The 14251-nt window shown below is 44.2% G+C and carries 11 protein-coding genes and 1 tRNA gene; all 12 read left to right on the forward strand.

Annotated elements, in window-relative coordinates; all coding sequences use genetic code 11:
• The 12 genes from FEN17_RS25260 to FEN17_RS25315 all read left to right on the forward strand — a co-directional run bounded on the left by FEN17_RS25260 (position 1) and on the right by FEN17_RS25315 (position 14246).
• A complete protein-coding gene (locus FEN17_RS25260) occupies positions 1 to 978 on the forward strand; it encodes a radical SAM protein (RefSeq protein WP_138368192.1) in 978 nt (325 codons plus the stop codon).
• A gap of 148 nt (positions 979 to 1126) precedes the next feature.
• Positions 1127 to 1585: an SsrA-binding protein SmpB gene (gene smpB / locus FEN17_RS25265; RefSeq protein ID WP_138368193.1), complete on the forward strand. Its 459-nt coding sequence runs from the start codon at positions 1127 to 1129 to the stop codon at positions 1583 to 1585.
• Between the two features lie 52 nt (positions 1586 to 1637).
• Positions 1638 to 2147, forward strand: a complete 510-nt coding sequence (locus FEN17_RS25270; RefSeq protein WP_138368194.1) for an HNH endonuclease — start codon at positions 1638 to 1640, stop codon at positions 2145 to 2147.
• 215 nt (positions 2148 to 2362) lie between these two features.
• On the forward strand, positions 2363 to 4177 hold the full coding sequence (gene rpsA, locus FEN17_RS25275; RefSeq protein WP_138368195.1) for a 30S ribosomal protein S1: 1815 nt from the start codon (positions 2363 to 2365) through the stop codon (positions 4175 to 4177).
• A gap of 85 nt (positions 4178 to 4262) precedes the next feature.
• Positions 4263 to 4333 (forward strand) — tRNA-Cys (locus tag FEN17_RS25280).
• 274 nt (positions 4334 to 4607) lie between these two features.
• On the forward strand, positions 4608 to 5909 hold the full coding sequence (locus tag FEN17_RS25285; RefSeq protein WP_138368196.1) for a c-type cytochrome: 1302 nt from the start codon (positions 4608 to 4610) through the stop codon (positions 5907 to 5909).
• A 43-nt stretch (positions 5910 to 5952) separates the two neighbouring features.
• Positions 5953 to 9048: a TAT-variant-translocated molybdopterin oxidoreductase gene (locus FEN17_RS25290; protein WP_138368197.1), complete on the forward strand. Its 3096-nt coding sequence runs from the start codon at positions 5953 to 5955 to the stop codon at positions 9046 to 9048.
• Positions 9049 to 9100: 52 nt separating this feature from the next.
• Complete coding sequence (gene nrfD / locus FEN17_RS25295) at positions 9101 to 10534, forward strand: NrfD/PsrC family molybdoenzyme membrane anchor subunit (protein WP_138368198.1); 1434 nt, start codon at positions 9101 to 9103, stop codon at positions 10532 to 10534.
• A 37-nt stretch (positions 10535 to 10571) separates the two neighbouring features.
• Positions 10572 to 11102, forward strand: coding sequence for a DUF3341 domain-containing protein (locus FEN17_RS25300; RefSeq protein ID WP_138368199.1), 531 nt, complete (start codon positions 10572 to 10574; stop codon positions 11100 to 11102).
• A gap of 13 nt (positions 11103 to 11115) precedes the next feature.
• Entirely contained in the window at positions 11116 to 11724 is a 609-nt protein-coding gene (locus tag FEN17_RS25305) for a c-type cytochrome (protein ID WP_138368200.1), read from the forward strand.
• Positions 11725 to 11759: 35 nt separating this feature from the next.
• Positions 11760 to 13118 carry a quinol:cytochrome C oxidoreductase gene (locus FEN17_RS25310; RefSeq protein WP_138368201.1) on the forward strand — a complete coding sequence of 453 codons (1359 nt, stop codon included), beginning with the start codon at positions 11760 to 11762 and terminating at the stop codon, positions 13116 to 13118.
• 21 nt (positions 13119 to 13139) lie between these two features.
• A complete protein-coding gene (locus FEN17_RS25315) occupies positions 13140 to 14246 on the forward strand; it encodes a cytochrome c oxidase subunit II (RefSeq protein ID WP_138368202.1) in 1107 nt (368 codons plus the stop codon).
• The last annotated feature ends 5 nt before the right edge of the window (positions 14247 to 14251 follow it).

Consider the following 14251-nt stretch of genomic DNA (forward strand, 5'->3'; position numbering starts at 1 on the left):
ATGCGCCTGGTTTCCCATCCGGTCCTGTGTAATTACTATGTAACTTATCGTTGCAATGCTTCATGCAGTTTCTGTGATATCTGGGAAAAGCCCTCGCCATACATTACCGTTGAAAATCTTCGCGAAAATTTAAGAGACCTCAAAAAGCTGGGAGTTAAGGTGATTGATTTCACCGGCGGCGAGCCGCTGCTGCACCGGCAGTTGGACGTACTTTTGCGTGAAGCGAAGGCGCACGGCATGATTACGACCGTCACTAGTAACGGTTTACTTTATCCCAAGCAGGCGGAGAAACTGCGCGGCCTGATCGATATGCTGCATTTTTCACTGGATTCTCCTGATCAGGAAGAGCATGATAAGTCGCGTGGGGTGAAATGTTTTGATAAGGTGATGGAATCGATCGAAATCGCCAGGTCATTTGGAGAGCGTCCCGACATTATTTTTACAGTTTTTGAAAATAACATTCATCACATCAGGCAGTTGTGGGAGGAAGTATGTCTGCCAAATAATCTGGTCTTGATTTTAAATCCAGTTTTTGAGTACAACAATGTTGGCTCAAATCTTTCGAAAGAGGCTTTGAATGAATTGTTGTGGTGGGCGAAGCAGAAAAATGTGTATCTGAATGAAGCATTTGTACAGCTGAGACTGGATGGTGGCAACCGCGTCGATGATCCGGTATGTAAAGCAGCGAGTACGACAATTGTTATTTCTCCGGAAAATAAGCTCGTTTTGCCCTGCTATCATTTGGGTTTGAAGGATTTTCCGATTGATGGCCAGTTGTTTGACTTATATCATTCAGATGAGGTACAAAAGTTGGTAGCCTTGGAAGGCCGGCTTCCGGCTTGTGAAGGATGCGCGATCAATTGCTATATGCAGCCCTCATTTGCAGTTGAAATGAATAAATATTGGTGGAAAGCCCTGCCCAGCACCATTAAGTACAATCGTATGAAAGGTACCTGGAAGCAAATGGTAAAATTCTGACGCTACCTGCATCCCTCTTTTCTCAGCGTATCCGTAATCCCGCTTATTTTCCAGCCCTCTTTTGGTCGAATCCTAGGTGCGCATACCCTCCTGCTCATGTTGGTATAGTTTTAACAAAAGGTTAATTTTGAGCCCTTTTTACATTGATATGTCTGAAAAAATAGTTAAAAAAGTAGATATAAAGAACAGGCGTGCTTCCTTCGAATATTTTTTCCTGGAAGAGTTTACTGCCGGAATGGCCCTGATGGGAACCGAGATTAAATCGATAAGACAGGGAAAAGTCAATTTTCAGGACGCTTATTGTCTTTTTATGGATGACGAGCTTTACATCCGCAGCCTGCACATTTCGCCCTATACAGAGGGAACACATTACAATCACGAGCCGATGCGTGACCGGAAACTGCTGATCACGAAAAGAGAGCGGCGTAAACTGATAGAGGGATTGAAAGATCAGGGGCTCACGATCATCCCGGTACGCCTCTTCACCAGCGACCGTGGACTGGCTAAATTGCACATTGCCCTGGCCAAAGGTAAGAAGCTCTACGATAAGCGGGAATCGATTAAGGAAAAGGACATTAAGCGCGAAACTGACCGGGCCAACTATTGACGGTTATGGTAAAAAATTGCTATATTGTCGGAACTAACTACCTCAAGGGCTCATGGGTAAAGTACTGGTTCTTAATCAAGATTACAGCGCGTTAAGTGTTTGCACAGTTCCGAAAGCATTTTTGTTAGTCTATATGAACAAGGCTGAAATGTTGGCCGAATCGCCGCAGCATTATCTGCGCACGGTCAACGATCAGTATCCCATGCCGGTGGTCATTCGCCTCAACCGCTACATTCACATTCCATATAAGGGAGTGGTTATGACCCGGCAAAATCTTTTCAAGCGGGACGGCAACCGCTGCCAGTATTGCGGAACACATGATAACCTGACCCTGGACCATGTTATTCCAAAATCGCGAGGTGGAAAGACGACGTGGGACAATCTGGCGACTGCATGTAAAAGATGTAATTCAAGAAAAGGAGATCACACACCGGAAGAGATTGATATGCCGCTGAGACAGAGACCTTTCCGGCCATCGTTCTTAATGTTTATCAGAGATTTTTCGGGTTTGGCTGACGACGAGTGGCTTCCATACCTTGGTGCCAAAGAACGAGCATACTAACATTCTACGGCTTTCTGCCACTTCCTGCAAGAAATTCATTCTTGCAAAGGAATTTCCTTCCCCTCTCATTTGGAATAAAATTTTCCTGTCCTAGCGGAAATAATCTTCAAAACACGTACTTTTGCGCTCTGATTTCTCAAAAAATACTTGTTTAACTAATTTTCAGCTATTTAGCTCGGGAGCTGATGTACCTTTAAGAGCGATAATTCCTATTTATGTCTAAGGAAAAAGAAAATCAACCACTTCCTGATTTCGATTGGGATAAAGCAGCTGACAAAGGTTTTGGAACCGGATATTCTTCGGCGGACCGTGATCGTTTGGAGCAAATGTATGAGACTACCATTTCTCCTGTATCTGAGAAAGAAGTAGTTAAAGGTGTTGTAGTAGGTATTACAGACCGTGAAGTGATCCTGAATATCGGTTTCAAATCCGATGGTATCGTTTCATCTAATGAATTCCGCGATCTGCCAGGAATGAAAATTGGCGACGAAGTGGAAGTTTACGTGGAAAACCAGGAAGATGCGCAAGGTCAGCTTGTTCTTTCACGCAAGAAAGCAAAAGTTATTACTGCATGGGATAACATTCAGAAATCATTCGATGAGGATGTTGTGATCGATGCAAATGTGAAGAGAAGAACCAAAGGTGGTTTGATCGTTGATATATTTGGTATCGAGGCGTTCTTGCCAGGTTCACAAATTGATGTGAAACCAATCCGCGACTTCGATATTTTCGTTGGAAAACGTATGGAAGTGAAGGTTGTGAAAATCAATTACGCAAATGATAACGTAGTCGTTTCTCACAAAATACTGATCGAGAAAGATCTTGAAGCACAACGTCAGCAAATCCTGAACAACCTTGAAAAAGGTCAGGTACTGGAAGGTGTGATCAAAAACATGACCAACTTCGGTGTATTCATCGATTTGGGTGGCGTGGATGGTCTTTTGCACATCACAGATATTTCATGGGGACGTATCAACCACCCATCAGACCTGCTTTCACTGGATCAGAAACTCAATGTGGTGGTTCTGGATTTCGACGAGGAGAAAAAACGTATTTCTCTTGGTTTGAAACAACTGCAGTCACATCCATGGGATTCTCTGGCAGAAGAAATTCAGGTTGGCTCAAAAGTAACCGGCCGCATTGTGAATGTTGCTGATTACGGCGCTTTCCTTGAAATCAAACCAGGTGTTGAAGGTTTGATCCACGTTTCTGAAATGTCATGGTCTCAGCACCTGCGCAATCCTCAGGAGTTTATGAATGTAAACGACGAGATCAGCGCGGTTGTATTGACTCTGGACCGTCAGGAGCGCAAAATGTCTCTTGGTATCAAGCAATTGACAGAAGATCCTTGGACTCAGGGTTCTCTGAAAGAAAAATATGCGATCGGTACACGTCACAAAGGCGTGGTTCGCAATCTGACCAACTTCGGTTTGTTCATTGAACTGGAAGAAGGTATCGACGGTTTGGTTCACGTTTCTGACCTTTCATGGACTAAGAAAATCAAGCATCCTTCTGATTTCGTAAAAGTAAATGACGAGCTGGAAGTTGTTGTTCTTGAACTGGACGCTGACAACCGTCGTCTGGCTCTTGGTCACAAACAACTCGAAGAAAATCCTTGGGATACATTCGAATCGATCTTTGAAGTTGGATCGGTACATAAATGTACAATCGTAGCGAAAGGTGATAAGTTTGCAACATTGGAGCTTCCTTACGGAATTGAAGGTGTAGCGGCTATCAAAAACCTGGCGAAAGAAGACGGTACATTGGCGGAAGTAGGTGAAAGCCTTGACTTCACTGTACTTGAATTCCTGAAAGACGAGAAGAAAATCGTTCTGACTCACTCAAAAGTAGCGAAGAGCGCGCCTGCGGCAGAAGAGAAGAAAGAGGAGAAATCCAAACCTTCCAATACCAAGAGTGCAGCTTCTGAGCCAGCGCCAAAAGATGTTGAGAAATCAACATTTGGTGACCTGAGCGTTCTGTCTGCTTTGAAAGAACAGATGGAAGAGAGTGAAAAAAAAGGTAAAAAGTAAGATAAAGTAAGTGCATCGTAGCCAATTTTTGGTACTTTTGCACCCGGAATAGCTGTCGGCCCGACGGCAGGCAGCTATTCATTTTGGTTCCGTGGCCGAGTGGCTAGGCAGAGGTCTGCAAAACCTCGTACAGCGGTTCGAATCCGCTCGGAACCTCCCCAATATTGCCATACATCCGAAGGATTTCAGGCACAAAAAATTAGTTAAAAAATACCATTTGATGAATTCCGGTTTAGGGTTCAGAAAATGGTATTTTTTTTGTTAAATGTTTGAAAATCAACATAATATTGCTCGTGACTTTAATCGCATTTTAACCTATAAATTAGACAAATTATAAATAAGATGGTGGTACAAAATATCCCCTAAATACTTTTGTGGATAAAAAATCGTGAACTAGTTTTGTCTGCTGAAGAATAATGAATAGTTGATTATGAATATATCATTCCGTACGGACGCTAAATTTTGTTCCTACTTAAGTTGCTCAAAAATCTTTATAGCTATTCTCGTAGCTGTATTATTAAGCCTGCCAAATTTAGTTTCTGCACAAGATAGCACGGCCGCCGCAGGTGGCGCTGCTGCTGCTCCGGCTGGCGGTGGTGACGCAGCCAAGGGAGAAGCACTCTTCAAAAACAACTGTGCGCAATGTCACTCCCCAACCGACGAACGTGTAGTTGGTCCTGGTCTTAAAGGTGCCAGCAGCCGCCACGACTTCGCCTGGCTTACCAAATGGGTACGTAACTCACAAGCAGTGATTGCTTCGGGAGATCCTTACGCAGTAAAAATCTACAACGAGTATTCAAAGGCTCAAATGACAAGTTTCCCAAACTTGTCTGACGATGATATCAAAGGCATTTTTGCTTATATCGACAAAGCTTCTACTGCGGCTCCTGCTGCTGCCGCACCAGCGGGTGGAGGTGGTGCCGCTGCAAGTGGTGATTCAAAAGGAGAAGGTCCATCAGATCTTTTCATGATTGTTCTTGTAGCGCTTGTAGTTGTTATGCTGCTTGTTCTGGGTGTTTTGGTAGTGATCGTGACATTGCTAAGCAAAGCAGTAAGCGGAGAAACGACGGATGCTGCGAAACCAGATTTCATGACAAGCCTTGGCAATTCTTTAAAAAGAATTTCAGCCGACCCGGCGATCAGATCTGCTACGATGTGGATATTCGTTCTGCTGGTTTTAAAAGCAACATTGGATGGTGCTTATAGTGTTGGTGTTCAGCAAGGTTATGCTCCAAAGCAACCGATTTCGTTTTCACACAAATTGCATGCAGGCGAATACAAAATCGACTGTAACTATTGCCACACCGGTGTTAACCGCGGTAAGTCGGCACACATTCCTTCTGCGAACATTTGTATGAACTGCCACGGCGTCATCAAGAAGGAATCTCCTGAAATTCAGAAAATCTATACTTCTATTGAGAACAATCAGCCGATTGAATGGGTGCGGGTTCACAACCTTCCTGATCTGGCTTACTTTAACCACGCCCAACACGTGAATGTAGGCGGGCTGGAATGCCAGAACTGCCACGGTGAGGTTGAAAAGATGGAGGTGATCCAGCAACGTTCATCCTTAACTATGGGATGGTGTATTGACTGTCACCGCAAAACGGAGGTTAATACCAAAGACAATAAGTACTACGATAAGTTGGTACAATTGCACGCTGGCGAAAGCAAGGAAGCATTGAAAGTTGCTGATATAGGTGGGTTGGAATGTTCTAAATGCCACTATTAATCAAAAAAATACCTGATACAACTCATTTGTATTGAATAGTTTTATGGAAAATACCAATAAAAGATACTGGCGGGGACTTGAAGAGCTGCGGAATGATGAGAAGTTTGTAAAAGAAGCAAGTTCTGAGTTTGGAGTCGCACCAACTGAAAACCAATACGAAAGTTTGGTGGACGGCGTTGGTACGCATCGCCGTGATTTTTTGAAAGTGCTTGGATTCGGGATGGCTGCGGTTTCTCTTGCAGCTTGTGAAACGCCGGTAAAAAAGGCGATACCTTATGTGAATAAACCCGAAGGTGAGTTTCCTACGATTGCCAACTGGTACGCATCTACTTATGCAGAAGGCGGAGATTACGCAAGTATTCTGGTAAAAACCCGTGAAGGCCGACCTATTAAAATAGAAAGTAATTCCCTTTCAAAAATTTCTTATGGTGTGAGCTCCCGGGCACATGCTTCGTTGCTCGGCTTGTATGACAATGAGAAATTGAAAGGGCCTAAGAAAGGAAATGATACAAAAGTTAGCTGGGAAGTTGTTGATAAAGAAATCGGCGACCAGCTGGGTCAGATTGCATCAAGAGGCGGAGCAATTCGTATCCTAACTTCCACAATATTAAGCCCGTCGACCAAGGCGGTAATTGCTGACTTTACAGCAAAATATCCTACCACTTCGCACGTGGTTTACGATGCTAATTCTTCTTATGCGATCGTAAAAGCCAATGAGTTATCATTTGGCAAAGCAGTTATCCCTTCTTACGATTTCAGCAAAGCGAAAGTTGTTGTCGGTATTGACGGTGATTTCCTGGGAACATGGCTTGCTCCTGACACTTTCTCGAAACAATTTGCAGAAACGCGCCGGGTGAGCAGCGAGAAAGACGGCAAAAAAGAAATGTCCCGTCTTTACCAGTTTGAATCTACATTGTCTCTGACTGGTGCAAATGCTGACTACCGCACTGCTGTAAAACCTTCACAAATTGGCTTAGTTGCGGCAGCACTTTATAACAAAGTGGCAGCGAAACTTGGCGGGGCATCTGTTGCAACTGCATCATTGAATGTTCCGAATTTGGACAAAGCTGCAGCGGAACTAGTTGCTGCGAAAGGACAGGCGCTTGTTGTATCGGGTATCAATGATCCTTCGGTACAAGTTGTTGTGAATGCGCTGAACAGCTTGCTTGGAAGTTACGGTTCAACAATCAATCTGGATAAACCGGCTAACTATCGCCAGGGTAATGATATCGCTACCAACCAGTTGATCGACGAGATCAAAGGTGGCAAAGTTTCTGCATTGATTTTGTGGGGTGCAAATCCGGTTTATGATCACCCACGCGGTGCCGAACTCGCTGCTGCATTGCCACAGGTTTCATTAAGCGTATCTTTCAACGATCGCCCCGATGAAACTTCTTCCCTTTTGAAATACATTCTTCCAGCGCCGCATTACCTCGAATCATGGGGTGATGCGGAGCCAGTTGCGGGATCTTATAGCTTAATCCAGCCAGCAATCAGCTTGATATTCAGTACACGTCAGGCGCAGGCCACACTTTTAAAGTGGGCAGGTGCATCGGCGGATTATCATGAATACGTAAAAGCATATTGGAGAAAAAATATCTATCCTCAGAGTGCCGGAGGTGATTTTGAAAAGTTCTGGGTTAAATCGCTGCATGATGGCGTATTTGACGTAGCTGCAACTTCCGCGACGGGTGGCGGTGCAACATTCGCCGGTAATCTTCCTGCTGCCGCTGCTGGTATTGCTAAAAAATATAAAGCTTCTTCATCCGGTCTTGAACTGGCGATTTTTGAGAATGTAGGATTAGGTACTGGTTTTGCTGCCAACAATCCATGGTTGCAGGAAAACCCTGATCCGATTACAAAAGCTTGCTGGGATAACCACGCGGGTGTATCGCAGAAAACGGCCACCGAACTTGGTTTGGCGCAGGGCGATGTTGTCAAGATTGATCTGAAAGGAAAATCTGTTGAGTTACCTGTGATTGTTCAGCCAGGTCTTGCACAAGGAACCGTTGCAGTTGCGATAGGTTTTGGCCGCGAGAAAGCAGGTAAGTCTGCAAATGGTGTTGGTAAGAACATGTTCCCGTTCGCGTCATTTACTGACGGCTTCCTGAACTTTACGCCAGGTGAAGTAACATTGTCCAAGACAGGTGCTACCCGGGAGATCGCTCAGACCCAGACACATAATACGGTGATGAACCGTAAGTCAGTTTTGCAGGAAACTGTACTGGCTCACTTCCAGAAGGATCCTTTGGCGGGACGTTTCATTCCGAAAATCCAGACTTCCGAAGGTGAAGTAGAAGCAACTGACCTGTCTCTTTGGAACGGTCACAAATACAAAAACCACTCATGGGGTATGGTGATTGACCTGAACACGTGCTTCGGCTGTGGCTCATGTGTGATCAGCTGCCAGAATGAAAACAATATTCCTGTTGTAGGTCGTCAGGAAATTATCAATTCCCGCGAAATGCACTGGCTGCGTATCGACCGCTATTACAGCAGTGATGCAGATGTAGAAGATTTACGTGGTTTGGAAATTGCTTCGGAAAATCCGGAAATTACATTCCAGCCAATGCTTTGCCAGCATTGTAATAATGCTCCTTGCGAAACGGTATGCCCAGTATTGGCGACTACCCACAGTTCGGAAGGTTTGAACCAAATGACTTATAACCGCTGTGTTGGTACAAGATATTGTGCAAATAACTGTCCTTATAAAGTACGTCGCTTCAACTGGTTCAAATATTTTGATAACGACAATTTTGACTACGCATTCAATAATGACCTTGGAAAAATGGTCATTAACCCGGATGTAACGGTACGTTCAAGAGGGGTTATCGAAAAATGCTCGATGTGCGTGCATAGAATTCAGGATGCCAAACTGACTGCGAAAAAGGAAAGAAGACGGATTGTCGACGGAGAAGTAAATGTAGCTTGTGCATCTTCTTGCCCAACAGACGCTATTACTTTTGGCGACATGAATGATCCTGAAAGCAGAATTTCGAAATTGCTTGAAGTAGAAAGAGAAGGACGCGCGTTCCACATGCTGGAAGAAATCAATGTTCGTCCGCAGATTTCTTACCTTACCAAGGTTCGTAATAAGGATGCAGCTGCCGCCAAAGAAGTTGAAAAAGAGCACGCATAAGTTGCTAGTAACGAGAGTTTTGAAGATTAAATCATTATAAATTAATAGTAATATGCATGTTACTTCACCTGTAAGAGAACCGCTGATTCAGGGTGGGAAAACGTACGCAGACGTAACGGAAGATATTTGCCGCCATGTGGAAGGTGCTCCAACCAAGGAGTGGAAAATCGCTTTCGGTATCTCCCTTTTGGTGTTGGCTTATGGATCAGTCTGCCTTGCATGGACCTGGTGGGAAGGCCTCGGAGTTTGGGGGTTGAATAAAACAGTGGGCTGGGCCTGGGACATTACCAACTTCGTTTGGTGGGTGGGTATCGGTCACGCTGGTACATTGATCTCGGCGATCTTGTTGCTGTTCCGCCAAAAATGGAGAACATCTATTAACCGTGCTGCTGAGGCGATGACCATTTTTGCGGTACTCTGCGCTGCATCTTTCATCCTGATGCACATGGGCCGTCCCTGGATGGCATATTGGGCATTGCCTTTGCCAAACGTTTTTGGTTCTCTTTGGGTAAACTTCAATTCCCCGCTTGTTTGGGACGTTTTTGCGATCAGTACATATTTCTCGGTATCCCTTGTATTCTGGTACATTGGTTTGATCCCTGACCTTGCAACAATTCGTGACCGTGCTACCAGCAACATTTCCCGCTTCATGTATGGAACATTTGCAATGGGCTGGGATGGTTCAGCTAAGACCTGGGCTAGATACGAATACATCAGCTTAATCCTTGCCGGTCTTTCTACACCGCTTGTACTTTCGGTACACACCATTGTAAGTATGGACTTTGCTACCTCGGTCATTCCGGGATGGCACACTACTATCTTCCCTCCATACTTCGTTGCGGGTGCGATTTTCTCCGGATTCGCGATGGTGCAGAATCTGATGCTGATCACACGTGTGGTTTACAAACTGGAAGACTACATTACGCTGGAACACATTGAAACGATGAATAAAGTAATTACCCTGACTGGTTCTGTTGTGGGTGTGGCTTATATCACTGAGTTCTTTATTGCGTGGTACGGTGGTGTTGAGTACGAATATTATGCATTCTTCAACCGTATGACAGGACCTTACTGGTGGGCATACTGGGCGATGATGACTTGTAACGTAATTTCTCCGCAGCTTTTCTGGTCAAGAAAATTGCGTCGCAGCATCACCTTCACCTTCTTCATTTCAGTGGTTGTAAACATTGGTATGTGGTTTGAGCGCTTTGTAATTATCGTGACTTCTCTTCACCGTGACTACATTCCATCCAGCTGGGCGATGTTCTCTCCTACACGTTTTGACATTGGTGATTACATTTTCTCCTTTGGGTTATTCTTCACATTGTTCCTTCTGTTCTCGAAATATCTGCCTGTTGTAAATATGGCGGAGGTAAAAGCAGTACTCAGGTCGACCTCTGCGCAAATGCCTGCGAAAATTGCTGGTGTTGCGAAAGTAAGACAGCGTGGTACGGCGCAACCAGCGTACGACAAGGATAAAGAATAACCAAAAGCGGACTTACAGATATTAATTTAGTAGTAGTATGGCAGAATTATCTGGTAAATATTTAGTCGGAGTTTATGACGATGACGATACTGTCCTTCACGCGGTACCAAGGCTAAGAAAGGCAGGAGTGAAGATCAAAGAGGTGTATTCACCATTCCCAATCCACGGAATGGACGAAGCACTAGGTCATCCCAGAACAAGAATCGGTATTGCCGCATTTATGTTTGGTGTAACAGGTTGCTGCTGCGCTTTAACATTGATGATCTGGACGATGGGGATTGACTGGCCAATGATTATTGGTGGTAAAGACCCAATCTCCATTCCGAACTACATTCCTATCACTTTTGAGTTGACAGTACTTTTTACTGCATTCGGGATGGCGACTACCTTCTTTATTTCAAATGGACTCGGACCCGGTACGCATTTTCATCCTAGATTTGACGTTCGCTCGACTGACAACAAGTTTGTGATGGCGATTGATCTGGGAAGAAACTCGATGACCGAAGAGGATATCACGAGAGCATTGAGAGACAGCGGTGCGGAGGAGGTCAACGTTAAACAATTTTAATGGAGTTTAGACAATGAAATTTAAAAGTTTAAATAGATATCTGATCGTTGCTGCTATCATCCTTACTACTGTCAGTAGTTGTAAAAAGGACCCAAGTAATCCTGGAAAAGAGTATGCTCCCAACATGTATCTGCCGGTAGGTTACGAACCGTACAAGCAGGAAAAGGCGAATCCGATTAACCCGATGGGTTTGACGATGAGATTGCCGGTTGCAGGTACAGTTGCAAGAAGAAATTACAAGACTTCATTCGGCGAGTCAGATTCCGCACAAGTTGATTTGATGGTGTATAACATACCGGCTGATAGTATTTCTGTTTCGGAAAGAGTGCTTAAAAACCCGCTTCCTGTAAATGAACAAGTAACAGCTGAGGGAAAAGTTTTATACGACAGATATTGCGAGCATTGCCATGGCGCAACTGGTGCAGGTGACGGTAAGGTTGGCGCGATGTATAAGGGTGTTCCGAATTATGCCAGTGATGCTTACAAGAACCTGAATGAAGGTCATATTTTTCACGTCATCACGTACGGAAAAGCCCGTATGTGGCCTCACGGTTCGCAAATTAATCCTGAGGAGCGGTGGAAGATCGTGCGTTACGTGCAGAAATTGCAGAAAGGCGCTTAAATACATTTTTGATAACAGAGAAATAAAATTTAATAATGGCATCAGCACATTCGATTCCTTCTATTGAAGAACGGTTTGAATTTACATCGGGGGCTAAAAGAAATTTACTCATTGGCGGTGGTATTGGACTAGCTCTGGTAGTTCTCGGAGCTTACCTGGCAGCAAATGGAGGTGGTCATGAAGCTGCATCGCATGGAGCAGAACATGCCGCAAGTGCATTGGCACACGCAACTCCGGAACATGCTGCCAGCGGACACGAAGCTGCGGCTGCGGCGGAAGGTCATCACGCTAAGAGCTGGGTGGCAAGAATCTGGGCGAACCTTTGGGTGAATGGTGTCTATTTTACGGGTATCTCGGTGGTTGGAATGTTCTTTATTTCTTACAACTATCTGGCTCAGGCTGGATGGTCGGCAGTTTTCAAAAGGATTCCTGAAGCAATGCCAGCATTTCTTCCGTTTACCGGCGCAATATTATTGATTACATTCTTCCTGGGCGGTCACGATTTATTTCACTGGACACATGAGGGCCTTTACGAAGTAGGCAGTGCTGAGTATGACAAAATTATCGCTGGAAAAAGAGGCTATTTGAATACACCTTTCTTTGTAGCCAGACTTGTCATTTACTTCGCTGTTTGGTATGGCTTATGGAGAGTGATCCGCAATTTGTCTTTGCAAGAAGATGAAATTGGTGGCACAGAGTTTTATGAGAAGTCGATCCGTTTTGGTACTGCGTTTTTGGTTGTGTTTGGGGTTACTTCATCTACATCTGCATGGGATTTTGTCATGTCAATTGATACGCATTGGTTCAGTACTATGTTCGGATGGTATACGCTAGCTAGCTGGCACGTGGCTGGTTTAGCCGTGATCACATTGACGGTTGTCATGTTACGAGAGAGAGGTTATTTAAGGGCGGTGAATTCTAGCCACTTGCGTGATTTGGGTAAGTTTGTTTTTGCTTTCAGTATTTTCTGGACTTATGTATGGTTTGCTCAGTTCTTGCTGATTTACTATGCTAACCTTCCGGAAGAGACTATTTATTTCCTTGAAAGATTCAGAGGGCATGGCGGATTTTTTAAAGCGCCATTCTTTATCACCTTGTTCCTGAATTTCTTCTTTCCGTTTCTTGTGTTAATGACCCGCGATGCCAAATTCACACATTCAATTTTGAAAGTGGCTTGCTGGAGTGTTATTATCGGTCACTACATGGATTTCTACACCAACATTATGCCGGGATCGGTAGGTGCTGCTGCTGAACTTGGACCGTTGGAGTGGGGTTTCTTTGTGATCTTTCTTTGCGCATTTACTTATTCAGTTGCATCGCAACTGGAAAAAGCGAATCTGATCCCGAGAAATCACCCTATGTTGGAGGAGTCATTGCATCACGATATTGCCTAATTGGAAAACCAGTCTATTATCATGTATATTTTAATCGCAATAGTTGCTCTTGTTTTCGTGGTTCTCACAGGTATCGTGGTTTCCAGATTACAGAACGTACTTAAAGATATCAATAAGTCTGATTCGGATCACAGCTACACAAGTGGCAACAAGGTTAATGGTGCGATGTTTATCGTGGTGTTGCTGATAGGCGCAGTAGCGATTACATGGTCATACCTTCACGCACGTGAATTCTTTCTACCAGAGGCATCTTCAATTCATGGAAGAAGAACCGATGACCTGTTTTGGTTTTCAATGGGAATTCTTACCATTCCATTTATCCTGGTAAACTTTCTTATTTTCTTCTTTGCCTGGAAATATCAGCACAAGAAAGATCACAGAGCTTCTTTTTATCCTGAAAATCACAAGCTGGAATTGATCTGGACGATCATTCCTGCAATTGTCATGGCCTTACTTGTATTTACAGGATGGAAAGCATGGTCGGATATTACATCAGAGGCGCCACGGGATGCAGAAGTAATCGAGATTACTGGAAAGCAGTTTAACTGGATTGTTCGTTATTCAGGTGTTCATGATAACAAATTGGGTAACTATAACTATAAATTGATTGACGCGCAAAATGAGGTAGGTATCGATTTGTCGGATGAAAATTCATTTGACGATTTTACCAACCCAAGTGAAATGCACATTCCGGTTGGTCGCCCGGTTCTGTTAAAGATCCGTGCACGTGATGTTTTGCACAGCGTTTTTATTCCTCACATGAGGGTTAAAATGGATGCGGTTCCAGGTATGCCGACTAAATTCTGGTTTGTGCCGGACAAGACAACATCTGACATGCGCTCAGAGCTTAACAATCCTAAATTTGACTATGAAATTGCTTGTACAGAAGTTTGTGGGCAAGGTCACTTTTCAATGAAAATGAGGTTGATCGTGGAAGACGAAGCGTCCTATAAAAAATGGTGCGCTGAGCAGGCTACTTTCTTGCAGACCTATCCGGAATATCTGGCAAGAGTACCTGAAAATTTGAAAGCCAAAGCTATGAAGTATGTACCTGCAGAGGCTGCGACGCCTGCTGACAGTTCATCGAAGGCAACAGGTAGTGCAGGAGCAAGTGTTAGTCTACGCTAATTAAT

Origin of the sequence: Dyadobacter luticola, from assembly GCF_005860805.1 — a bacterium.
Lineage (GTDB): Bacteria > Bacteroidota > Bacteroidia > Cytophagales > Spirosomataceae > Dyadobacter > Dyadobacter luticola.

Excerpts from the sequence above, each read along its gene's own strand:
- FEN17_RS25260 (WP_138368192.1), top strand. The coding sequence starts at position 1 with ATGCGCCTGGTTTCCCATCCGGTCCTGTGTAATTACTATGTAACTTAT.
- FEN17_RS25270 (WP_138368194.1), top strand. The coding sequence starts at position 1,638 with ATGGGTAAAGTACTGGTTCTTAATCAAGATTACAGCGCGTTAAGTGTT.
- FEN17_RS25285 (WP_138368196.1), top strand. The coding sequence starts at position 4,608 with ATGAATATATCATTCCGTACGGACGCTAAATTTTGTTCCTACTTAAGT.
- FEN17_RS25310 (WP_138368201.1), top strand. The coding sequence starts at position 11,760 with ATGGCATCAGCACATTCGATTCCTTCTATTGAAGAACGGTTTGAATTT.
- FEN17_RS25315 (WP_138368202.1), top strand. The coding sequence starts at position 13,140 with ATGTATATTTTAATCGCAATAGTTGCTCTTGTTTTCGTGGTTCTCACA.
- FEN17_RS25300 (WP_138368199.1), top strand. The coding sequence starts at position 10,572 with ATGGCAGAATTATCTGGTAAATATTTAGTCGGAGTTTATGACGATGAC.
- rpsA (WP_138368195.1), top strand. The coding sequence starts at position 2,363 with ATGTCTAAGGAAAAAGAAAATCAACCACTTCCTGATTTCGATTGGGAT.
- smpB (WP_138368193.1), top strand. The coding sequence starts at position 1,127 with ATGTCTGAAAAAATAGTTAAAAAAGTAGATATAAAGAACAGGCGTGCT.
- FEN17_RS25290 (WP_138368197.1), top strand. The coding sequence starts at position 5,953 with ATGGAAAATACCAATAAAAGATACTGGCGGGGACTTGAAGAGCTGCGG.
- FEN17_RS25305 (WP_138368200.1), top strand. The coding sequence starts at position 11,116 with ATGAAATTTAAAAGTTTAAATAGATATCTGATCGTTGCTGCTATCATC.
- nrfD (WP_138368198.1), top strand. The coding sequence starts at position 9,101 with ATGCATGTTACTTCACCTGTAAGAGAACCGCTGATTCAGGGTGGGAAA.